The sequence below is a fragment of the uncultured Polaribacter sp. genome (assembly GCF_947497695.1).
Classification (GTDB): Bacteria; Bacteroidota; Bacteroidia; order Flavobacteriales; family Flavobacteriaceae; genus Polaribacter.
This window is the reverse complement of record NZ_CANMHM010000009.1, coordinates 1-22,159: the sequence shown is the minus strand read 5'-3', so window position 1 is coordinate 22,159 and position 22,159 is coordinate 1. Positions and strand designations below refer to the sequence as shown.

The 22,159-nt window shown below is 29.4% G+C and carries 20 protein-coding genes; 8 read left to right on the top strand and 12 right to left on the bottom strand.

Annotated features, from left to right (window positions below; translation table 11 throughout):
* Window positions 1-33: 33 nt before the first annotated feature.
* Genes Q0731_RS09855 through Q0731_RS09845 form a run of 3 tightly spaced genes read right to left on the bottom strand, consistent with a single transcriptional unit; the run spans window position 34 to window position 3,247 of the window.
* Complete coding sequence (locus Q0731_RS09855) at window positions 34-411, bottom strand: DUF2007 domain-containing protein (protein WP_299063389.1); 378 nt, start codon at window positions 409-411, stop codon at window positions 34-36.
* A gap of 9 nt (window positions 412-420) precedes the next feature.
* The gene (locus tag Q0731_RS09850) at window positions 421-1,680 is read right to left on the bottom strand and encodes a Y-family DNA polymerase (protein WP_299063387.1); all 1,260 of its coding nucleotides are present in this window, start codon (window positions 1,678-1,680) and stop codon (window positions 421-423) included.
* Between the two features lie 49 nt (window positions 1,681-1,729).
* On the bottom strand, window positions 1,730-3,247 hold the full coding sequence (locus Q0731_RS09845; protein WP_299063385.1) for a PLP-dependent aminotransferase family protein: 1,518 nt from the start codon (window positions 3,245-3,247) through the stop codon (window positions 1,730-1,732).
* A gap of 67 nt (window positions 3,248-3,314) precedes the next feature.
* Between Q0731_RS09845 and Q0731_RS09840 the strand changes: the two genes are divergently transcribed.
* Entirely contained in the window at window positions 3,315-5,132 is a 1,818-nt protein-coding gene (locus Q0731_RS09840; protein ID WP_299063382.1) for a TonB-dependent receptor, read from the top strand.
* A gap of 300 nt (window positions 5,133-5,432) precedes the next feature.
* Here the strand turns inward: Q0731_RS09840 and Q0731_RS09835 are convergent, their stop codons facing one another.
* Complete coding sequence (locus tag Q0731_RS09835; RefSeq protein WP_299063380.1) at window positions 5,433-6,773, bottom strand: deoxyguanosinetriphosphate triphosphohydrolase; 1,341 nt, start codon at window positions 6,771-6,773, stop codon at window positions 5,433-5,435.
* A gap of 136 nt (window positions 6,774-6,909) precedes the next feature.
* Between Q0731_RS09835 and Q0731_RS09830 the strand changes: the two genes are divergently transcribed.
* Both Q0731_RS09830 and nhaA read left to right on the top strand, forming a co-directional pair.
* A complete protein-coding gene (locus Q0731_RS09830) occupies window positions 6,910-7,347 on the top strand; it encodes an META domain-containing protein (RefSeq protein WP_299063377.1) in 438 nt (145 codons plus the stop codon).
* 4 nt (window positions 7,348-7,351) lie between these two features.
* On the top strand, window positions 7,352-8,656 hold the full coding sequence (nhaA, locus tag Q0731_RS09825; protein ID WP_299063374.1) for a Na+/H+ antiporter NhaA: 1,305 nt from the start codon (window positions 7,352-7,354) through the stop codon (window positions 8,654-8,656).
* A 161-nt stretch (window positions 8,657-8,817) separates the two neighbouring features.
* Here nhaA and Q0731_RS09820 read toward each other — a convergent pair whose 3' ends face one another.
* Complete coding sequence (locus tag Q0731_RS09820; protein ID WP_299063371.1) at window positions 8,818-10,596, bottom strand: ribonucleoside-diphosphate reductase subunit alpha; 1,779 nt, start codon at window positions 10,594-10,596, stop codon at window positions 8,818-8,820.
* A 3-nt stretch (window positions 10,597-10,599) separates the two neighbouring features.
* Window positions 10,600-11,874: a ribonucleotide-diphosphate reductase subunit beta gene (locus Q0731_RS09815; RefSeq protein WP_299063367.1), complete on the bottom strand. Its 1,275-nt coding sequence runs from the start codon at window positions 11,872-11,874 to the stop codon at window positions 10,600-10,602.
* A gap of 399 nt (window positions 11,875-12,273) precedes the next feature.
* On the opposite strand from Q0731_RS09815, the gene Q0731_RS09810 reads away from it, so the two are divergent.
* Both Q0731_RS09810 and Q0731_RS09805 read left to right on the top strand, forming a co-directional pair.
* The gene (locus Q0731_RS09810) at window positions 12,274-12,465 is read left to right on the top strand and encodes a cold-shock protein (protein ID WP_036825331.1); all 192 of its coding nucleotides are present in this window, start codon (window positions 12,274-12,276) and stop codon (window positions 12,463-12,465) included.
* 197 nt (window positions 12,466-12,662) lie between these two features.
* The gene (locus Q0731_RS09805) at window positions 12,663-13,679 is read left to right on the top strand and encodes a COX15/CtaA family protein (protein WP_299063364.1); all 1,017 of its coding nucleotides are present in this window, start codon (window positions 12,663-12,665) and stop codon (window positions 13,677-13,679) included.
* A gap of 127 nt (window positions 13,680-13,806) precedes the next feature.
* Here Q0731_RS09805 and Q0731_RS09800 read toward each other — a convergent pair whose 3' ends face one another.
* Window positions 13,807-14,229, bottom strand: coding sequence for a molybdenum cofactor biosynthesis protein MoaE (locus tag Q0731_RS09800; RefSeq protein WP_299063358.1), 423 nt, complete (start codon window positions 14,227-14,229; stop codon window positions 13,807-13,809).
* A gap of 63 nt (window positions 14,230-14,292) precedes the next feature.
* On the opposite strand from Q0731_RS09800, the gene Q0731_RS09795 reads away from it, so the two are divergent.
* Window positions 14,293-14,565 (top strand): DUF3817 domain-containing protein, encoded by a 273-nt coding sequence (locus Q0731_RS09795; protein WP_299063355.1) that lies wholly within the window; start codon window positions 14,293-14,295, stop codon window positions 14,563-14,565.
* Between the two features lie 277 nt (window positions 14,566-14,842).
* Here the strand turns inward: Q0731_RS09795 and mgtE are convergent, their stop codons facing one another.
* Together mgtE and rsmA are read right to left on the bottom strand one after the other, a co-directional pair.
* Window positions 14,843-16,195: a magnesium transporter gene (mgtE, locus tag Q0731_RS09790; RefSeq protein WP_299063352.1), complete on the bottom strand. Its 1,353-nt coding sequence runs from the start codon at window positions 16,193-16,195 to the stop codon at window positions 14,843-14,845.
* Window positions 16,185-16,988 carry a 16S rRNA (adenine(1518)-N(6)/adenine(1519)-N(6))-dimethyltransferase RsmA gene (gene rsmA / locus Q0731_RS09785; protein WP_299063349.1) on the bottom strand — a complete coding sequence of 268 codons (804 nt, stop codon included), beginning with the start codon at window positions 16,986-16,988 and terminating at the stop codon, window positions 16,185-16,187. The genes mgtE and rsmA overlap by 11 nt, the downstream gene beginning before the upstream one ends.
* Window positions 16,989-17,078: 90 nt before the next feature.
* On the opposite strand from rsmA, the gene Q0731_RS09780 reads away from it, so the two are divergent.
* Complete coding sequence (locus Q0731_RS09780; protein ID WP_299063348.1) at window positions 17,079-17,924, top strand: hypothetical protein; 846 nt, start codon at window positions 17,079-17,081, stop codon at window positions 17,922-17,924.
* Here Q0731_RS09780 and Q0731_RS09775 read toward each other — a convergent pair.
* Window positions 17,921-18,250: a DUF4286 family protein gene (locus Q0731_RS09775; protein WP_299063346.1), complete on the bottom strand. Its 330-nt coding sequence runs from the start codon at window positions 18,248-18,250 to the stop codon at window positions 17,921-17,923. The two genes, Q0731_RS09780 and Q0731_RS09775, sit on opposite strands and share 4 nt — an antisense overlap.
* A 101-nt stretch (window positions 18,251-18,351) precedes the next feature.
* A complete protein-coding gene (locus Q0731_RS09770) occupies window positions 18,352-20,133 on the bottom strand; it encodes a tetratricopeptide repeat protein (protein WP_299063343.1) in 1,782 nt (593 codons plus the stop codon).
* 126 nt (window positions 20,134-20,259) lie between these two features.
* Between Q0731_RS09770 and Q0731_RS09765 the strand changes: the two genes are divergently transcribed.
* Window positions 20,260-20,403, top strand: a complete 144-nt coding sequence (locus Q0731_RS09765) for a hypothetical protein (protein WP_299063340.1) — start codon at window positions 20,260-20,262, stop codon at window positions 20,401-20,403.
* 75 nt (window positions 20,404-20,478) lie between these two features.
* Here Q0731_RS09765 and serS read toward each other — a convergent pair whose 3' ends face one another.
* Window positions 20,479-21,753 carry a serine--tRNA ligase gene (gene serS, locus Q0731_RS09760; protein ID WP_299063337.1) on the bottom strand — a complete coding sequence of 425 codons (1,275 nt, stop codon included), beginning with the start codon at window positions 21,751-21,753 and terminating at the stop codon, window positions 20,479-20,481.
* Window positions 21,754-22,159 lie beyond the last annotated feature (406 nt).

The following is a 22,159-nucleotide window of genomic DNA, read 5'->3' as shown; positions in this document are numbered from 1 at the left end:
TAAGTTATAACTTTTTTTTAAAAATATAATTAATTAAAAAATAGTTTTACAATTATTACAAATATATCTTCTTTTTTCAAAGAAAGGAAACAACATATAAAACATATTTTTTCTTTGAATTGGTGCGACTAATATTCTGTTAGAACTGCAGTTAGTACAAGAAATAGCATTGCCATTTTTATCTTTTTGATAAATTCTAATTTCGTTATAAATTGCTGCAGCTTTCTCAAAATCTTTATAATGAATCAATAATTTTACGCCTCCAATTGCATTGCTTATAAATGGATCTGCGTCTATTGTTTTCTCATCCATTAACATGGTTAGCAAACCTTCTGAGTCTAACCTAGATTTTACAACATGTGCTTCTGTAGAGTATTCAAAAACAGCCAAAGTTTTATAATTATTATTCATAATGTTCGTTTATTTTACTAGAAAAACATCCTTAATATTTGTTGTAAACCTTCCAGACAATCGTTCTTGCTTCATTTTCCAAGTGCGTTTTAAATCTTGGTTTCCTAATTTTATTTTATCTGCTTTAAACTTTTTATTTAAACCATCTATTGCAGACATTAATGGTTTGTGTTTTGGATTTTCTGATGAAAATAAATTCAATTGAAAATTATCATTAGGCACCAAACCAGAAATAATAACACCTGCTTTTTTGTATTTAATTCCTTTTTTAAAAATAGTTTTTACAGCTTCTATTGCAGCTTTAGAAATGACCAAGGTAGAATCTGTTGGATAACTTAAAATAACAGTGCTGTTTTCTTTTAAATAAGCTTGATTTTTATCAAAACGATTGCTTCTTAAAAATACGGTAATTGTATGGCAATTCGATTTTTGTTCGCGTAATTTTTTAGCACAATGACTAGCAAAAGTAGAAATACGTTCCTTTATATTATCGATATCTGAATACGTGTTTTCGAAACTTCTTGTAGTAGCAATCATTTTTTTTGAAGAAATATATTCTTCTAACGGAATTTTAGAAATGCCTTGTAAATCTTTTTGCAAACGCCATTCTACAATAGAAAAATTTTTTAAAACCCAATCACTAGGCAATTGTGTAAAATCGTATGCAGTTTCTACTCCTTTAGCTTCTAAACGTTTTTTTAATTGGCTACCAATTCCCCAAACTTTGCCAATTTTTGTCCATTTTAAAGCTTTAATTCTTTTTTCATCAGAATCTATAATACAAATGCCTTTAGATTGTTTTAGGTTAGAACGTGCAATTTTATTGGCTACTTTGCTCAATGCTTTGGTTGGTGCAATGCCAACACAAGTTGGTATGCCTGTCCATTTTAAAATTCGGCTACGCATTTTAGTAGCATAATCTGCGTAATTATAATTATCAAATCCTTTTAATTCTAAAAAAGATTCGTCTATAGAATAGACTTCTATATCTGGAGAAAAATCGGCAAGAATATTCATTACTCTGGCACTCATATCTCCATACAAAGGGTAGTTAGATGATAAAACAGTAATATTATTTGCTTTGCAAAAAGCTTCGTACTTAAAAATAGGTGCACCAAAAGGCAGTTGCAAAGCCTTAGCCTCATCACTCATAGAAATTACACAACCATCATTATTACTTAAAATAGCAACAGGTTTTCCTTGCAAGTTTGGGTTAAAAACTCGCTCACAAGAAGCATAAAAATTATTACAATCTACGAGTGCAAACATGTTGTAAAAATAGCATAAAATAAAAGGCGAAATGAGTTTTGTTAATATCTTAATCTGTTAAAAAAGCAGTATCTCTAACAATAGAATTATAAGCTTTTTTAAGTTTTCCTATCACAATTTCAATTTCTTCAATATTCAAATGTCCAAAACCAAAACGAATAGCACAGGTGTTTTTATCTTGATATAAAATGGTTTTTGGTAAAAATAAATCGTTTTTTTGGGCTGTTTCTGCTAGTTTTACTAGTGATATTTTAACCTGAAACTCTAACCAAATAGCCAATCCGCCAGAAGGAATTTTCCAAATTGCAATTTTAGAAAAATGTGTTTTTAATAGTGCACACAAATAATCGCGTCTTTGTTGATAAACAACAATATTTTTTTTCATCAACCTATAAATTTCACCTTCATTAATTAATTCAGAAAGCATTTGTTGCTGAATTAAATCTCCTTGTTCATCTAATAAATACAAATAATTTTTTGCCTCATTAATTAAATTTTCTGGGGCAATTACAAAACCTGTTTGAAAGCTAGGAAATAAAGATTGCCCCAATTTACCTAAGTAAATAACCATTCCATTTTCATCTATACTTGCCATTGGCAACATTGCAGCACCATCAAACTGTATATCGTAATCAAAATCGTCTTCAATAATAGCAAAACCATATTCTTTTGCTAATTGTATCAATTCTAATCTGCGTTTAGCACTTAAACTAACGGTTGTTGGGTAATCTCTATTTGCAGAAACATAAATTGCCCTAATTTTACCTTTGATGAAATGTTTTTTTATGTATGAAATATCCAAACCATTTGTATCAACCGGAATTGTTTTTATAGTAGCACCAACTTGCTGAAAAGTCATATTTGCAGCATAATTACTTAAATTACCAACTAATATTACATCGTTTGGCTTTATTAATAACTGGCAAACAATGTACAAACTCATTTCTGTACTTCTTGTACTAATAATGTTTTTAGGATTAATGTGTAAACGTCTAGTTACATTTAAATAATTACACAATTGTGTTTCAAATAATAAAAGTGAAGAAACATTAGCATTGTTCCATTTTTTTATCAGCGTTTTTCTTTTCATAGCAGCACTATACCATCTCGTAAATTGATTTACTGGATGTAATCGTAAATCTGGTTTGCCATCATTAATAGCATATTTTACATCAACTAAAGTGGCAGTAGAAGCCAAGTGAAATGATTCTTGAAATGAAAAACCTGTTTTTTTTGCATAAGAATATGCCTTATTTATGGTTGTAGAAACGGTTCTTTTTTTGGTTGATTTTTGCTTTGGATCTAAAACAAACGTACCTTTATTTGCAATAATTTTTACCCAACCTTGTGAGGCTAATTCATCATAAATAGCAACTGCAGTATTTCTATGGATGTTTAAAATATTGCTTAAAACACGGGTTCCTGGTAGTTGAGTTCCTTTTGTTAAATAGTTTCGCTGAATTGCATTGATAATTTGTTGCGAAACCTGACTGTAAACAGGTTGTGCAATAGACCTATCAAAAGGTAATAATTGTTTAAAAATTGCAAATTCCGGACTATCTATCATTTTAAAACTGGACTAGCTTAATAGTTCAGAAAGTTACGACTTTTGTATCGTTTTTAAACTAAAAAAAATGATACAAAGTAAATTACCAATTATTGCCTTTTTAATATTGCAAATTCAGCTATTTTCTCAAGAAAAAAAAGAAATACAAGCCTTAGATACTGTTCTAATAAAATCTACCAGAATAGATTTGCCTTTTAAAGAAAATTCTAGAACCATCAATATTATTTCATCAACAGCAATAAAAAATAGTGCCGCTACAAATGTTGCAGACTTGTTACAACAAGTTGCTGGAGTAGATATTAGAAGAAGAGGAACTGGTGGTGCACAAGCAGATTTATTTATTAGAGGTGGTGGTTTTGACCAAACATTATTGTTAATTGACGGTATTAAAATGGATGATGCACAAACAGGACATCATACCATGAATGCAGCTTTACCAATAGAAGTTATTGAAAGAATAGAAATTATTAAAGGACCTGCAGCAAGAATTTTTGGTCAGAATGCTTTTACAGGAGCCATAAATATTGTAACTAAAAATAAATTAACAAATACTGCTTCTATAAACGTAGAAACTGGTTCTTTTGGGCAACTAAATAGTTCTGCAACTTTTGGTGTAGATTATGAAAACGCCTCTTTTATTGCACATGTTGGGGCATTAACTTCTGATGGCTACAGAAATAACTCTGATTATGAAAATAAAAACTTTTTTTTAAAAACCATTTTAAATAAGAAAAAACAAGCGATAGAAATAATTGCTACTTTTTTTGATAAAGATTTTGGTGCAGAAAACTTTTACACAACAAACCCTGCTTGGAACGAGTATGAAGAAACTGAAAATAGTTTATTGGGGGTTTCTACAACTTTTAAATCAGAAAAATTTAAAATTACACCAAGAGTTTATTGGAGAAGAGGACAAGATATGTTCTTATTAAAAAGAGACGATCCTAGTTTTTTTAGAAATTTACATATTACCAACAAAGTTGGCTTTGAAACAAATGTTTCTTATACATCAGATTTAGGTGTTACAGGTTTTGGAATCGATATTTCTCGCTTTTCAATTGCAAGTAATAACTTAGGAGATAGAGATAGAAATATGGCTAATTTATTTTTAGAACACCTTTTTAAATTAGGCGATAAAATAGATATTACTCCAGGAGTTGCTGTTACTTACTTTTCTGATTTCGATTTTAATGCGTTTCCTGGGTTGGATATAGGTATACAAATTTCAGATAACTTAAAAGCCTATGGTAATGTTGGTTATACTTTTAGAGTGCCAACTTTTACAGATCTATATTACAGTGATCCTGTAACTTCTGGAAACGAAAATTTAGAACCAGAAAGTGCTTTTGCACAAGAAATAGGTTTAAAATATAATGATACTCGTTTTTCTGGTGCTATCGCTATTTTTAATAGAGATTCAGATAATTTAATAGATTATATTAGACCAAATACAGGTATTAGTAAATTTACAGCAACAAATATTGCAGAAGTAAACACTCAAGGCTTTGAGTTTGAAGGAAATTATAATTTTAAATTAGCAGCGTATCATCAAACTTTAAATTTTGGTTACACGTATTTAAATGATGATATTTTAGATCAAAATAAAGATTTATCTCGTTATTCTTTAAACACCTTAAAACATCAATTTACAACTCGTTTTTCATCTAAATTCTTTAAAAACATAAGACAAAATATTATCTACAAACATGCAGAACGTACTATTGGTACAAGTTATAATGTTTGGGATGCTTCTGTAATTGTAGATGTACATAAGTTTAGTTTTACAATAACTGCAAACAATATTTTTAATGCAGATTATATAGAATCTGGCTTTGTACCCATGCCACCAAGTAATATTTTGTTTGGTTTGCGTTATGGGTTGTAATATAAGTTTACTTACGCTTGCGTGAGACGCTTTCAGCGTGACAAACTAAATGTAAAATAAACAAAAATTTCTAATAAAAAGCCTTGATACGTTTATATGTATCAAGGCTTTTTTTATGAGTTTAAATAGGGATAAAAGTCTAAACGGAGTATAAATAACAATATTCAAACTTGTCACTTCTAAACAATGAGAAGTCACATAACAGTGATAATGCTAAGTTGAGTAACTTTATGTGATTTCTCTTGACGTCGAAAAGACAAAATTATAGGTTATTATTAGAAATAATGAAATTAAAAAAATTTAAGAAACAATATTCCCTGTCATCTTTTTATGCATTCTAATCGCATAACTATCAGACATTCTAGAAACATAGCTACAAACTTGCATGATTCTATTGTATAAATTATCTAGGTCTGTTTGATATTCTTCTGGTAATAAATTTAAAACAAGTTCATCAAAATTAGAAGTAGTACCATTAAATTTATTGTTTAGAGCAGTAACAAAAACATCTAACAAATCGGCAATAATTCTATAACCTGCAATTTCTTTTTCTACAACCTCTGTACTATTATAAATTTTTTCTACACTAATTTTTATGATATCATTTATTTGGGCTTCGTATTTACATTTATCTAGTAAAGACTTCTCAAAAGTTCCGTTTAAAATAGCTACTTCATTTTCTAAGAAAATATCTACAGCTTCATTAATTAGTACACCAATTGCCAAAGCACGTAAATAACTTACCCTATCTGTTTTATGTTTTAATGAATGGTATTTTTTACTATCAATGGTATCTTTTACTAGCTTTATTAAATATTCTAACGCAAACTCTTCATCAATTAAACCCAAATTAATTCCGTCTTCAAAATCTATAATTGTGTAACAAATATCATCTGCTGCTTCTACTAAATAAGCCAAAGGATGCCTATAAAATGAAATTGCTGAAGTAGATTTTTGTTTCATCCCTAAATCCTCTACCACTTCTAAAAATGCTGTCTTTTCTGATTGAAAAAAACCATACTTTTTATCTACAATATGATTTGTTGGGTTTTTAGGAAGACTCTCTTTTGGGTATTTAATAAAGGCTCCTAAAGTAGCATAACTTAAACGTAATCCTCCAGAAATGCCTTCTCTAGATTCTGTTAAAATTTTAAATCCATTAGCATTTCCTTCAAAATCGATGATATCTTGGTATTCAACATCAGACAATTGGTCTTTATATTTTACACCTTTTCCTGTTTTAAAATACTCTCCAATGGCTTTTTCTCCAGAATGCCCAAAAGGCGGATTTCCAATATCATGCATTACAGAAGCTGCTGCAGTTATTGCTCCAAAATCGTTAAAAGTATAGCCTAGATCTACTAAATTAGGATGACGTTCTAATAACACTTTACCAACTCTTCTACCTAAAGTTCTACCCACTACAGAAACCTCTAAACTATGTGTTAAACGCGTGTGCACAAAATCGGTTTCAGATAACGGAATTACTTGTGTTTTGTCTTGCAAGCTTCTAAATGCCGATGAAAAAATGATTCTATCAAAATCTACATCAAAACCTAAACGGGTTTCATCTTGCGTTGCTCTAGGGCGTTTTTGTGTATCGCCAAAGCGTTTTAAAGAAAGGAGTTGTTCCCAGTTCATCTCTGTATAAATTGTAAGGTTTAAAACGTAAAAATACAAACTATTATTTTTTAGGTTGATAAAATTACTAAAAAAGGAAGCTATTTTTAATTGTTAGAATATTACTATATTGCTTTTTATAATTACTTTTCTAATTATGAAAATTAAAATACTCTTATTAATCGTTATTTGTACAACTATTATGAGCTGTAATAGTATTAAAAACAACAATGATACTGCTTCTAATACAATCACAGAAAAGTATTGGAAATTAAAAACCTTAAAAGGTAAAAAAGTTAAAATGGTAGAAAATCAAAAACGAGAAATTTATATCACTTTAAAAACAAAAGATAATAGATTTACTGGTTTTGCTGGTTGTAATGTTATAAATGGCGAATACATTTTAGATGAAGGCAATAGAATAAAATTTGGTGAAATAGCATCGACTAAAATGTTTTGTCCTAATACCGATGAACAAACTTTTTTAGACGTTTTAAACACAGTAAACAATTATACAATAACAAACGATATTTTATTTTTAAATATTGGCAAACAAGCTTCTCTAGCAGTTTTTGAAGCTGTTTATTTAAATTAAATCTATGATTCAAAAAATAGTTCTTACCCCATTTCAAAAATTTGTAAAAATTGAAGGTTTTAGTGGAATTCTATTACTTTTAAGCACCATTATTGCTCTAATTTGGGCAAATTCTGCTTTTGGAGATACATATAACGCACTTTGGAACTTTGAAATAGGTATTACAAGTGAAACCTTTGAGCTTAAAAAACCATTAATACTTTGGATTAACGATGGTTTAATGGCAATTTTCTTTTTTTTAATTGGTTTAGAAATTAAAAGAGAAGTATTAATAGGCGAGTTAAACTCTTTAAAAAAATTAGCATTTCCTTTATTTGGTGCTTTAGGTGGTGTTATTGTTCCTGTTGCTCTATATATGCTGCTAAACCAAAACCCAGAAACTTTTAAAGGTTGGGGCATACCAATGGCAACAGATATTGCTTTTTCTTTGGCCGTTTTAAATGCCCTAGGAAAACGTGTTCCTTTGAGTCTTAAAATTTTTCTAATTGCTTTTGCTATTGTAGATGATATTGAAGCTGTTTTGGTAATAGCAATTTTTTATAGTGGTGCTATTAAAACTACGCTATTATTGTTTGGTTTAGGTTTACTAGCCGTTTTATACTTTATATCTTACAAAGGGTTTTATTCTAAATTTTTACTGTTTTTTGTAGGAATTATTGTTTGGTTATTATTTTTAAAATCTGGTGTTCATCCAACAGTTGCTGGTATTTTATTAGCCTTTTCTGTACCTATAAGACAAAAAATAGATGTAGCAACCTTTGCTACTCAATTAGAAAAAATTTATACAGATATTAAGAATGCAACCAACCTTAAAAAACCAATATTATCTAAAGAGCAAATTGAGCATTTAGATGATTTAGAAGATTGGAGTAGCAAATTTCAATCTCCTTTACAGCATTTAGAGCATGTTTTGCATGGTTGGGTTGCCTACTTTATCATTCCTGTTTTTGCGTTGGCAAATGCAGGTGTTTTAATTGATAGCTCTGTAGCAATAGAAATTCCTTTAGTTATAAACATTATCATTTGTTTGGTGCTAGGTAAAGGACTAGGAATTCCTTTAGTTGTTCTTATAGCAAAAAAATTAAACTTGGTTCAGATACCAATAGATATAAATTTTAAACAAATAATTGGCGTTTCATTTATTGCTGGTATTGGTTTTACCATGGCAATTTTTATTGCAGGTTTGGCTTTTGTTTCTTCTCCAGAATACATAAGTTCTGCTAAAATTGGTATTCTTTTAGGCTCGTTAATCTCAGCAATTTTAGGGTATTTTATTTTAAGATCTGCTGCTAAAAAAGTAAACGTTTAACTTTTTTTATATCATTTTGAATTAACTCAAGTAATTATTTTACATCGATTATCTATAAAATTGCATGCGTATTAGTTTACCTGCTTTTTTATTAATTAGTTTTACAAAAAAAGAGAAGCTTTTCAGCTTCTCTTTGTATCTCTAATAATAAAAAATATATACTATCCTTCGCAAGAAGCACATTCTTTCTTTTGCTTAAATTTCTGTGCAGCATTCATACTGTGTTGGTAATACATAGATTTTACGCCTAATTTCCATGCATTTATGTACACTGCATTTACTTCTTTAATTGGCATATCTGGATGTACCATTACGTTGATAGATTGCCCTTGATCTATATGATTTTGTCTGTTTGCTGCTTGATATACAATTACATTTTGATCTATTTCAGAATAGGTTTTAAATACCTCTTTCTCATGTTCAGTTAAGATGCTTAAATGTTGTACAGAACCATCATTATCTCTAATACTTTTCCAGATTTCAGATGTGTTTTGACCTTTTTCTTCTAAAAGTTGTTCTAAAACAGGGTTTTTAATAGTTGTTTTTATCTTAGCAATGTCTTTTACATAAATATTAGACCAAATTGGCTCAATACCCTGTGATACTTGTCCTAAAATAAATGCAGATGATGTAGTTGGGGCAACTGCATTCAAAGTAGCATTACGTCTTCCATAACCTTTTAAAACTGCTGGTTCACCATACATTTTTGCCATCTCTTCAGAGGCTTTGTATGATTTTTCTTTAATTACCTTAAATATTTCGCTATTTAACGCATAAGCTTCTGCACTATCAAATGGTAACATTTTAGATTGCAATAAAGAGTGCCATCCTAAAGCACCTAAACCTAAAGCTCTATTGTCTTTTGCAAAATTATAAGCTTTTTCCATAAAACGGAACGTAAACTGATCGTCTCTATGTGGAGAATCTCTATAAACATCCAATTTATTGATAAACTCTTGCATTACTGCATCTAAAAAATATGCCAATGTTTCTACTGCATCTGTATCTTTCCATTTGTCATAATGCACCAAGTTAATTGATGATAAACAACATACAAAAGACCAATCTTCATTAGAAGGAAGCATGATTTCTGTACATAAGTTACTTGCATAAATTTCGTGGTTTTTGTCTTTGTAAACATCTACCGTTCCATTATTTGCATTGTCTCTAAAAAGTATATAAGGATATCCAATTTCTCCTCTTCTTTGTAATATTTTTGCCCAAATACTTCTTTTTTCTACATCACCATCAACCATAGATTGCATCCACTCATCACTTACAGTTACACCATGTGTTAACTCTTGTATTGGGTTTCCTTCTGTACCTATTTCTAAAAATTCTTTAATATCTGGATGATCAATTGGTAAGTAAGGAGAAAAACGTCCACGTCTTACAGAACCTTGACTAACAACATCCACCATTTTTTCAAACAATTGCATAATGTGTACAGAACCAGATGATGAACCATTGTTTTTTACATCTGCTCCTCTTTCACGTAACTTGCCAAAGTAGCCAGAAGTTCCACCTCCTAATTTAGACATCATACCAACTTCTGATTGAGAAAATAAAATATCTCCCATATCATCTGCTACATGAGAACCAAAACAGCTAATAGGTAAGCCTCTTTTTTTTCCAAAGTTAGACCAAACTGGCGATGCTAAAGAAAAGTATCCTGCAGCCATGTATTTATAAAACTTATCAGAAAAACCTTTAATTTTTAAAATACCTTCTGCATTATCTGCTATTTCGCGTATTCTTTCTTCAGGCGTTGTGTTCCCAGTTAAATAACCAGACTGTAAAAACTTACGACTATTTTCTGTTAACCAGGCTATATCTGGTTTATTTTTTTCTTTTAGCATTTTTTCTCTAGCAATATTTGTAGCTTGTATTAATTTTTCGTGCTCTGTAAGTTCGGAAGTCTTTAGTTTGTTAGGGATCATAGTTTAAAATAAGTCGTCGCTGGTTATACTTTTCGTTCTTTTACTGTAGTTTATAGATCTTTTTACAAAGAAATCTCCATGTTTTGTTCCAATAATTTCATCGTCAAACCAATCTGTTTCAGATAATAATACTTGATCTACATCAAATATTTTGGTAATTCCAATGCTTGTTAGAGAGTTGTTAAAACGATTCTTTAAAAATTCTTTAATTACATTTTTAGGTAAAAAATCTAATTCACCTTCTTCAAAAATCCAATCAATTATTTTACTCTCAGACTCATAAGCCTCTTTACAAGTTTCTTGTACCATTAAAGCATGGTCTTCATTAAACCAATCTGGGTTTTCTTCTTTGATAATTTTAATAACATCAATTCCAAAATCACCATGTATTTGCTCTTCTTTAGAAGTAGCTTCTACAACATTAGAAATACCTTTTAATACATTTTTATGCTTATTAAAAGCCATGATAATTAAAAACTGAGAAAATAAAGATACATGCTCTATAAACAAAGAAAATAAAATGATAGATTCTGAAAATTCTTTATTGTCTTCACTATTTACATTTTTCAACGCGTTTTCTAAGTAATTAACACGTTTCATTATTACAGGTTTTTTCTTTAAGTTTTTAAACTCGTTATTTAAACCTAAAATTTCTAGTAAGTGAGAATATGCATCGTGATGACGTACTTCACTTTCTGCAAATGTAGAGCCTACTGAACCAATTTCTGGTTTTGGCATTTTTTTATAAATATCTCCCCAAAAAGTCTTTACAGCAACTTCTATTTGAGAAATTGCAAGCATTGTGTTTTTAATAGCATTTTGCTCTACTTTAGTAAGTGTAGCTTTAAAATCTTGAATATCGCTGGTGTAATTAAACTCTGTATGTATCCAATAAGAGTGCCTAATAGCATCTACATATTCATTTAAAGCAGGATAATCATAAGGCTTTAAATTTAACCTTTTCTCAAAAATATTTTTCTTTCTATTTCTTGTTTGCTCATTCCTATATAAAATATATGCTTTGGCTACATCATGAAAAGGGCTGTCCATTAACTTAAACTCTACAATATCTTGTATTTGCTCTACTGTAGGGGTATAATTGGGCTCATTTAATTTCCTTTCTAACAAAGTACCATTTACAATATTGGTAATTGCAATAGCATCTTCTCTAGTTCCGTTATCTACAGAAAGCATAGCGTTTTCTATAGCTCTAGTAATTTTATCTAATTCAAAATTGGTTATTTCGGAATCTCTTTTTATTATTTGTGTAATTTCCATGTTTGTTAGATTTGTTTAAGAGTTGGTTAAATGTAATATAGTGGCTCTACAAAGATTGCGTTTTTTGCTCCAAAATGAAAGTTATAGTTATTCACAAACTCCTTGAAGTTTTTAACAAAATGCCTTTTTTTTAAAATTTTAACATTTAAAAAATAAATTTTTAAAAACCTGTTTATTAATATTTTACAAAATAAAAATCGCTACAAGCACTATGTTTATTGACATTCTTAAATATTAATCAAAGATAATTAAAATTATAGATAATAGCACTAAAATTTAATTTTCAATACTTAAATTTTCGTTGAAGATTAAACAAAATAATTTTAAACAACATTATTGCAATACCAATTATTATATTGCTATATTTGTAGTATTATTAACAATTTATATTATTTTATTTTGAAAAAAGGAACCGTAAAATTCTTCAACGAATCTAAAGGATTTGGATTTGTAACAGAAGATGATTCAAACACAGAGTACTTTGTACATGTATCAGGATTAATTGACGAAATTAGAGAAGGCGATGCAGTAGAATTTGACCTTAAAGAAGGTAGAAAAGGTTTAAATGCTGTAGACGTTAGAGTTATCTAATTACTACTTCTTTAAATTCTTTGAAAGAAACAGAAAGTCGCTTAATATTTAAGTGACTTTTTTTTATGCCTTTTTCTAAAATAGAAACAAATTAAACTACAAATACCTTATTTAGATTTTTTTCACATAACAACAAGTCGTTTAAAAAATTTTAAGCCTGTTTTTTTTGCCTTATTTTTGTAAAAAATTTATTAGTGATGAAAAGTAAATTCTTAAAAACCACACAAATTGCTATTCTATCTGTATATCTAATTTTTTTAGCAGGTTCTTTTGTTAGAATGACAGGTTCTGGAATGGGATGCCCTGATTGGCCAAAGTGTTTTGGTTATTACACTCCACCAACTTCTGAACAACAAATTACTTGGAAACCAAATACCGAATTTAAAAAAGGCTTTATCATTATTAAAAATGAAACCTTATATGTTGCAGAAAAAGATTTAAAAACAGCAGCAAACTTTAATCAAAAAAACTGGAAAAAATACGTTAAACACGATTATAATACTTTCAATGTTTTTCATACTTGGACAGAATATATTAATAGACTGGTTTCTGTTTTAGCAGGTTTTGTATTCTTATTTTTAATTTATGGAGCATTTAAACTAAGAAAAACAGACAAAAGAATTCCTCTTTTAGCTTTTGGTGCCTTCTTTTTAATGCTACTTGAAGCTTGGTTAGGTAAAACAGTGGTAGATACTAACTTAAAACCAGAAATTATTACCATTCACATGGTAGTTGGCTTAATTATAATTGCACTTTTACTGTGGTTAAAATTTATAATTTCAGACAAAAAAACAAATTTTAAATACAATACTGTTTTTAATAAACTACTAATTATATCTGTAATTTTTTCATTAGTACAAATTGCAATGGGAACTCAAGTAAGGCAATTTATAGATGAACAAGTAAAATTATATGGTTTTGAAAATAAGAACCATAGTCTAATGAATGCCAATCTTAATTTTTATTTTCACAGATCTTTTACCATTGCAATTGTTTTGGTAAACTTAGCAATGTTCTACCTAAACCAAATTAAAAACCTAGGCTATAAATTATTAAATTGGATACTTTTTTTAATATTCTTAGAAGCAATAACTGGTATTTTAATGTACTATGCTGCAATACCTATTGGAACACAAGCAATACATTTAATGTCTGGTGCTATTTTATTTGGATTGCAATTTTATTTATGGTTGCAGAGTCGCTATGCTAAGTAATTAGTTTTCAGTTTCACACTTTTGTCTTAACTGAAAAATTAACTACAAAGAAGTGATATAGAAAACAAAGTTTTTTTAAGTTTAATATTAAAAATTCAGATAATTAATGCCTGCTCAAAAACTAAAATTACGGATGTGCATTTACCCAAACTTCACCATCAGAAAAGTGTTCTTTTTTCCAGATTGGTACTGTTTCTTTTAAGGTATCAATAGCAAATTCACAAGCCTCAAAGGCTGCTTTTCTATGTTTAGAAGAAACCGTTATTATTACTGGTATTTCTCCTATTTGCAACATTCCTTCTGCATGATGAATGGCTATTTTTTTTATATTGAATTTTTCTAACGTTACATCTGCAATTTTTTGCATTTCTTTAATTGCCATTGGTTTGTAGGTAGAAAAATCTAACTGTGTAACTTCTTTTCCTTGAGTATCATTTCTAACAGTTCCTATAAATGCTGAAATACCTCCACAAGAAGCATCTTCTACAAAACGATAGCATTCTTGTAAATCTAATTTTTCTGATGTAATTTTAATTGAAGTTCTCTGCATACATCCACAAAAATAGTAATTCAAAATGTATCTTTGTCATCTAATTTTTAATACTTTATAAAAATGAAAAACATCTTTAGAATTGTAAGCTTATTAGAAGGAATTTCTTACTTATTATTACTTTTTATTGCAGTACCCATTAAATACACACAAGGAGATGCTAGTTATGTAAAAATGTTAGGAATGCCTCATGGAATTCTTTTTATGCTATATATTGTTTTGGCTTTTATTATTAAAAAAGAAATGAATTGGAACAACAAAACTTTAGGAATCGTTTTAATTGCTTCTGTAATTCCTTTTGGTACTTTTTATGTTGATAAGAAGTATTTAAGGTAAAAAAGTGAGTAATTACTCTGAATTTCATAGAGAAAACAAAGAGATTCGCAAAAGTTATTTTTTAAAAAGGATGTTGTTTTTTGCTATCGCTCTTTTTTAACAATTGACCTTTATGATATGTAACTAAGTATCGTTTCTAAAAAAGGAATAACTTATAAAAAAGCTAAAAGTTAGCAAATAGGCTTAGCCCAGATTGAAGCATTTGTTTGAGCTCTTTTTTGCCTTTTTCAGGCAAAAAAAGCGAGTGCTGAAAGCTGGAAATAGCTTCTAAAAAAAATTAAAAGCCCAGCACCAATTGTGCAATAGAAAAGTAAATTAAAATTCCTAAAATATCATTACTTGTGGTAATAAAAGGGCCTGTTGCCAATGCAGGATCTATACCTCTTTTGGCTAAAATAATAGGGATAAATGTACCAATAATAGAAGCGATTATAATTACAGAAATTAGCGATGCAGCTACTGTAACACCTAAGTTTAAAGGAAAACCAAGAAACAACATTCCTGCAGACATTAATAAGGCTGCTAAAACAAATCCGTTTAATAAACCTTGTAAAATTTCTTTTAAAAGTCGTTTAAAAAGTGAGCCTCTTAAACTATCGTTTGCCAAACCTTGTACAATAATTGCAGACGATTGTACACCAACATTACCTGCCATGGCAGCAATTAAAGGTGTAAAGAAAAATAGTTCTGGATAGTTTTTCATGGCACCATCAAAACTTCCTAAAACTGATACCGAAATAAAACCGCCAAAAAGGGCTAAAATTAACCAAGGTAAACGTGCTTTTGTTAACTCCCAAATAGTATCATTTACTTCTACATCTTTAGAAAAACCAGCTGCCATTTGGTAATCTTTGTCAGCTTCATCTCTAATAACATCTACAATATCATCAATAGTAATTCTACCCACTAAAACATTGTTTTTGTCTACAACAGGTATGGCTTCTAAATCGTATTTTGCCATAATTTTGGCAATTTCTTCATCATCTTCATCTACGTTTACAGAATCTACAGAATCTTTAGAAATGTCTGCTATTTTTTGATCTGACTTGGCAATAATTAAGTCTTTTAAAGACAAGCGTCCAACTAATTTATCTTGTTTGTCGACCACATAAATAGAATGTACTCTGGTTACTTCTTTAGCTTGTCCACGAATTCTACGCATACAACCTGCAACTGTCCAAGTTTCATAAACTTTTACCAATTCTTTTGCCATTAAAGCACCAGCAGTATTTTCTTCGTAAGATAAAAGTTCTTTAATATCTGCAGCTAATTCTTCATCATTTAAGGCCTTGATAACTCTATCTTGACGTTCAACGGAAAGTTCTCCAATAATATCTGCAGCATCATCAGAATCCATTTCGCCAATTTCATTGGCAATTTCTTTGGCAGATAAATTTTCTAGGATTTTTTCTCGAATGTCATCTTCTAATTCTGTAAGAATTTCAGATGTTTTTTCACTATCTAAAAGTTTAATAATGTAAATAGCTTCATCGAAATCTAACTCGTCTAAAACCTCAGCAATATCTGCAAAATGGACGTCTTCAAATAAAGTTGTAATTTCTTTTGATTGGTCTTTTGCAATTAATTCTGAAAGGTTATCTAGAAAGTCGTCTGAGATTTCAAATGGCATTATTTGCTAGTTTTTGCGTGAGTGAAATAAACTCTTGAACCGATAATTGTTCTGGTCTTTTTGCAAAGATAGGTTCTTCTTTTAAAGAATCCGAAAGATTGAAAGATTTTAAGCTAGAACGTAACATTTTTCTACGTTGATTAAATGCTGTTTTTACCACTCTAAAAAATAATTTTTCTTCTACAGGAAGTGAATAATCTTGTTTTCTAACGAATCTTATTACGCCAGAATCTACTTTTGGTGGCGGATTAAAAACAGTTGGTGGTACCGTAAAAAGGTACTCAACATCAAAAAATGCTTGTGTTAAAACAGATAAAATTCCATATACTTTGCTGCCTTTTTTTTCTGCAATTCTCATAGCAACTTCTTTTTGAAACATGCCTGCAAATTCGGGTACAAACGCTCTGTTTTCAATGGCTTTAAAAACAATTTGTGTAGAAATATTATAGGGAAAATTACCAATAATAGCTACTTGTTTTTTATTAAAAATACCTTGAATGTTTTTCTTTAAAAAATCGCCTTCTATAATTTCAAAATGTTCTTTTGATGTATCTAGTTTTATATGTTCTAAAGGAAAAGTGTCATGCAAATAAGCAACAGATTCTCTGTCTAATTCCATAACTGTAACTTTAGGCTTTTTAAGCAATAAATACTTTGTTAAAACACCCATTCCTGGGCCAATTTCTAAGACATCATCATAACCATTGCCAGATAAGGCATCTGCAATATCTTTTGCAATGCTTTCATCTGTTAAAAAATGCTGACCTAAATGTTTTTTTGCTTTAACTGACACAGTTTTTGTTTTTTATGCTTCTGAAAAAACAAAGATACAGTTAATTCGGCATAATTTTTGGTCAGTTTGGCTTTTTAAAAATCGCCCTAAATGACTAAAAATTTACTTGTTTTATCAATATTATTCTCTATAATTTGCTTCAAAGGATTTTCACAAGAGGGAAAACTAGAGAAAGCAAAAGAGAGCTTAAAAAGTTCCTCTTCAAGTTCAACATCAATTAAAACAAATAAATCTTCAAGAAGTTCTTCTGCAAATAATAATGATAATGAGTCTTTTTTTGGTTCAATTTTCGCTGGTTTTTTCTGGGAGATAGCAAAGTATACAGTTTATGGTGTTGCAATAGAGTCTGAATTTGAAAAGGAAGGAAAAATGCACAATGCAGAAATATCTAATTATCCTTATAAAGAGTCTAAATCTGGCAATTTTATTTATACAGATTCTATAAACTATAAAATTACAAGATTTGATATTTATAATCACATTTTAATCGAAAATAAAAACCTATATGGCAATGATTTAGGAGTAAACTTTCGTTTTTTAAAACGTTTTGCGATTGATATAAATTACACCACTTTTTTAGAAAAAGTAGAGGGTAAAAAAGATTCTTTTAATATGTATTCCGCACTTTTAAAATACTACAGAATTAGAACACAACGTTTTGATGCATGGTTTGGTTTAGGAGCAACACATATAGCAAATAATGTGAACGAAACTGGTTTTACTTTTGGGTTTGGAGGAGAAATATTTATAAAAAAGCCAATTAGTTTAGTGGGTTCTCATAAATGGACAACCATTCATCAAGAATCGATTAGAAACACAAAATTGCTTTTAAAATATCATATAAAAAACTATAGAATTTCTTCTGGATATGAGCATTATAAGTTAGCTGTTTCTAAAATTAATACTTTTTCTTTAGGAGTTGAAATTAGTTTCTAATTCCCCACACTTGTAGGATAAAACTCTTTAATCAACCTTAATTCTGTTCTAAAAGTTAACATTTTATCGCCAAATTTTTGAAGACTTTCTCCACGCAATTTTTCGGCATCGTGTTTGTAATAATCGTCTAAATCTTCTTTTGTATTTGCAGTATATTGTATAGAATAGGTTCTGCCACCCATTTCTTCTTCCACCAAAACCTCTGTTAGTTTTGCTGATATAAATTTGCCTGTGTTTAATACCTCTAAAATGTGAGTTTCCATCCAAGTGAGCCATTCTAAATGGACGCTTTCATCAATATTTATAGTTACGTTGTATATGTACATTTTAGCTTTTAGTTATTAGTTATTAGTTTTTGGTTAAAAATTGACTCTTTTTAGTTATTCTGATTAACTCAGGCTAAAAACCATCAACCAGAAACCACCCACTAAATATTGTCTCCTCTTAATTTTCGATATTTTTTTCTAGCATCAACTAGGTAAATACTAGAAGAATAATCAAAAATAATCTTTTGATAGTATTCTGATGCTTTTTCTGGGTTGTTTAATTGATTTTTATACAACTCTGCCAATTCATAATAAGCATCATCAATTAAAATGCCTTCAGTATTTAATGCAATTACTTTTTCAAAATTTGTAATTGCAGCCTCAAACTGATTCAGTTTAACATATAATTTTGCTTTTTTAAACAATGCTTCATCTTCAATTGGCTGACCTTTAAACTTTTGATCAATCGTACTTAAAGTATCAATTGCTTGTTGATTTTTATTCTGAAAAGATAACAATGCTGCTTTAGAATATTGTATCAATCCAGAAGGAATAGAATCTACAGGTTCATTGTCTATAATGGTTAAATACAACTCTAAAGCATCATTTGCAATTAATTGTGAAGTAGCACTTTTTAAAACTTTTAATTGAGCTTTTGCCCAAGTAAAATCTCCTTTAAAATAACTTGTTTGGGCAACTTTAAAACGAGCTTGTTGTGCTAGTTCGTGATTTTTTAACTGTGTTTGTATTTGAGAAAAATAAATTAAAGCTTTGTTGTATTTGCCTGTAAATACTAAAATATCTCCTAATTTTAATTTAATTCTTGCTTTATCAAATTTAGAATTAGAAAATGATAAAGCTTCTTCTAAAATAACCTTTGCTTCATTAGGTTTGTTTTGTTGAAAGGTTAAAAAATCTGCATAAGCTACCTGTAATTGAATGGTATATTTATTTTTACCAAACCTACTAAATAAAGACTGAAATAATTTTTCTGTATCAGGATTATTGGTAGCAACAGCAATTTTAGCGATGTATAAAAACGCTTCTACTTGTTCTTCTGCAAATGTGGTTTTTTGAGTGATAAAATCGAAACAATCTTTTGATGCTTCATAATTTTTGTTTTCAAAAGCAATCTTGCCTAAACTAAATATAGCTGTTAAATCAGATGCGTTTCTTTGATACAAAGCTTTTTCTTGAATCAATGCTTTGTTATAGTCTTTTTGTTGGGTAAATAACCAACTCAACAACACATTCCAAATATCTTTTGGGTTGCTAGCAGATTTTTTTAAAAGTGTTTTTCTAAATAAAATATTGGCTTCGTTTTCTGCATCATCAGTAATATATTTACTAGTATATCTTTGTACAATATTAAAAAAGCTTTCGTTTTTATCAATCATATTAATGTAGGCCTCAAACATTTTTTTGAAGTCCCCTTTTTCTCCATAAATTTCTGCAACTTGAAAATTATAATTCGCATTTTCATTTTCTGCCATAATTTTTTCATAGGCTAAAATTGCATAGTCTAAAAGGTTGTATTCTTTAAAAGCTTTTCCAATAACACCTCCATAACGTGTTTTTTTACCAATAGCTTTTAAGGCTAAATGATAGTTTTTAGTAGCGAGTTCTTTTAATTGTTGACGCTCATAATTATACCCTAAAAACACATATAAAAAATGCTGTTTGGCGTCTTTTTTTAAGTTCGATTTTAATAATTTTTCTGCCTCTAAAAATTGATCTGTTTCTTGGTAGCAAGAAATTAATCGTTTTAAATACGTAGTATTAAAAGTACTTTTAGAATATAGGTTTTTATAAATCTGAGTTGCTTTTTCATACTCACCTTCTCTGTAGTAGCTTTCAGCTAAAAGATAATCGTTTTGTGCAGCGTTTTGTGCAACAGTAAAACTGCTGATAGTAAAAAAAATAAGTATAAATAGTTTTTTCATTTCAAATCAAAGATACTCAAGATAATTGTTAATTTCTATGAAACCAATCAATTATAAAATACACTGTTTTAAATTTTTGGCACGGAACTTGAATAATGTATAAATAACAAATCAAATTTTAAGAAGATGACTACTTTTTCACAAAAATACCAAGCTGCAAAAAACAACTCAATTAAGTTTATGAAAAAAGGACAAATAAGCGAGTATTTAAACTCGCTTTTAGAAATGAATAAATACAAACGATTAATGATTGCAGTTATTGCGAATTAAAGTTGGTATGCAGTGTTCAGTAAGCAGTCAGTTTTAGACTGAATACTGACAACTAAAAACTGCTACTTATCAAATTTAATCTATCATAGAAAACCCACAATAAGGCACTAAAGCATCAGGTATTACAATACCATCTGCAGTTTGGTAGTTTTCTAAAATACCTGCTAAAACTCTTGGTAAAGCTAAAGAACTACCGTTTAAAGTATGTGCCAATTCGCTTTTTCCTTCTTTGTTTTTAAAACGTAATTTTAATCTATTTGCCTGAAAAGTTTCAAAATTAGATGCAGAACTAATTTCTAACCATCTGTCTTGAGCCGTAGAAAACAATTCAAAATCGAATGTTAAAGCAGCTGTAAAACCAGTATCTCCTCCACACAAACGTAAAATTCTGTAAGGTAATTTTAATTCTCTTAAAATACCTTTAATATGTTCTACCATTCCGTTTAAAGCTTGGTAAGAATTATCTGGATGTTCAATTCTAACAATTTCTACTTTATCAAATTGATGCAATCTGTTTAAACCTCTCACATGAGCACCATAACTACCAGCTTCTCGTCTAAAACAAGGTGTATAACCAGTAACAGTTATAGGAAATTCTGTTTCTTGCATTAAATTACCACGAAACATATTTGTTATTGGCACTTCACCAGTAGGAATTAAATACAAATCATCTACAGTAGCATGATACATTTGCCCATCTTTATCTGGCAATTGCCCAGTAGCAGTTGCAGAAGCCTCATTTACCAAATGTGGCACTTGCACTTCTGTATACCCAGCTTTTATATTTTTATCTAAAAAATAGTTGATCAAAGCACGTTGTAATCTTGCACCTTTTCCTTTATAAACAGGGAAACCAGCACCTGTAATTTTATTCCCTAATTCAAAATCTATAATATCGTATTTCTTAGCCAATTCCCAGTGAGGCAAAGCATTTTCTCCCAAATCAGGAATTGTACCTTCACTAAAAATATTCTCATTATCCTCTTCAGAAGTTCCTGGTTTTACAGAACTGTGAGGTATATTTGGTATTTGATATAACAACGCTTGTAAATCATCAGAAATACTATTAAAACGTTCTCCAAGTTCTTTAGATTTTTCTTTTAGCAGAACCGTTTTTTCTTTTAAAACATTTGCTTCCTGTGCTTTTCCAGATTTGTACAAACCACCAATTTCTTTAGATATTTTATTAGATTCTGCCAATGTATTATCCAACTCAACTTGTGTTGCTCTTCTATTTTCATCGGTCGTTAAAACCTGCTCTATAATCGTTTTAGCATTCGCAAAATTACGTTTTGCCAAACCAGCTAAAACAGTTTCTTGGTGGTCTCTAATAAATTGTACTTGTAACATGGGTGTAAATTTTAAAAACGCAAAGATATCATTTGTGATGTTGATTTACCATCAAATCATAAATAAAAAATTTTACCAAAAAGGCTCATATAAAAAATAAAAACTCATATTATTTCTTGGGCGTTCCCCAAAAGGGTCAGGCTTTCGCACTCGCTTTTTTTGTGAAAAACAAAAAAGAGCTCAAACAATTGCTTCAAATGCGAAGCATTCACGATTTCAAAAAAATATTAAAGTATGAGTAATCCTTAACGCGAAGTTAGTTATTCGAGATGGTTAAGAAAATACAACAAACCTAAAACAATTGTCACTTCGAACAGCGTGAGAAGTCACATAAAGAAGAGAATACAAAATAGAGCAACTTTATGTGATTTCTCCCAAAAGGTCGAAAAGACAAAACTGTATAAAA

Excerpts from the sequence above, each read along its gene's own strand:
- Q0731_RS09775 (WP_299063346.1), bottom strand. The coding sequence starts at position 18,250 with ATGTACATATACAACGTAACTATAAATATTGATGAAAGCGTCCATTTA.
- Q0731_RS09845 (WP_299063385.1), bottom strand. The coding sequence starts at position 3,247 with ATGATAGATAGTCCGGAATTTGCAATTTTTAAACAATTATTACCTTTT.
- mgtE (WP_299063352.1), bottom strand. The coding sequence starts at position 16,195 with ATGCCATTTGAAATCTCAGACGACTTTCTAGATAACCTTTCAGAATTA.
- Q0731_RS09780 (WP_299063348.1), top strand. The coding sequence starts at position 17,079 with ATGACTAAAAATTTACTTGTTTTATCAATATTATTCTCTATAATTTGC.
- Q0731_RS09850 (WP_299063387.1), bottom strand. The coding sequence starts at position 1,680 with ATGTTTGCACTCGTAGATTGTAATAATTTTTATGCTTCTTGTGAGCGA.
- Q0731_RS09820 (WP_299063371.1), bottom strand. The coding sequence starts at position 10,596 with ATGATCCCTAACAAACTAAAGACTTCCGAACTTACAGAGCACGAAAAA.
- Q0731_RS09830 (WP_299063377.1), top strand. The coding sequence starts at position 6,910 with ATGAAAATTAAAATACTCTTATTAATCGTTATTTGTACAACTATTATG.
- nhaA (WP_299063374.1), top strand. The coding sequence starts at position 7,352 with ATGATTCAAAAAATAGTTCTTACCCCATTTCAAAAATTTGTAAAAATT.
- Q0731_RS09835 (WP_299063380.1), bottom strand. The coding sequence starts at position 6,773 with ATGAACTGGGAACAACTCCTTTCTTTAAAACGCTTTGGCGATACACAA.
- Q0731_RS09815 (WP_299063367.1), bottom strand. The coding sequence starts at position 11,874 with ATGGAAATTACACAAATAATAAAAAGAGATTCCGAAATAACCAATTTT.
- Q0731_RS09840 (WP_299063382.1), top strand. The coding sequence starts at position 3,315 with ATGATACAAAGTAAATTACCAATTATTGCCTTTTTAATATTGCAAATT.
- Q0731_RS09765 (WP_299063340.1), top strand. The coding sequence starts at position 20,260 with ATGACTACTTTTTCACAAAAATACCAAGCTGCAAAAAACAACTCAATT.
- serS (WP_299063337.1), bottom strand. The coding sequence starts at position 21,753 with ATGTTACAAGTACAATTTATTAGAGACCACCAAGAAACTGTTTTAGCT.
- Q0731_RS09855 (WP_299063389.1), bottom strand. The coding sequence starts at position 411 with ATGAATAATAATTATAAAACTTTGGCTGTTTTTGAATACTCTACAGAA.
- Q0731_RS09770 (WP_299063343.1), bottom strand. The coding sequence starts at position 20,133 with ATGAAAAAACTATTTATACTTATTTTTTTTACTATCAGCAGTTTTACT.
- Q0731_RS09795 (WP_299063355.1), top strand. The coding sequence starts at position 14,293 with ATGAAAAACATCTTTAGAATTGTAAGCTTATTAGAAGGAATTTCTTAC.
- Q0731_RS09805 (WP_299063364.1), top strand. The coding sequence starts at position 12,663 with ATGAAAAGTAAATTCTTAAAAACCACACAAATTGCTATTCTATCTGTA.
- Q0731_RS09800 (WP_299063358.1), bottom strand. The coding sequence starts at position 14,229 with ATGCAGAGAACTTCAATTAAAATTACATCAGAAAAATTAGATTTACAA.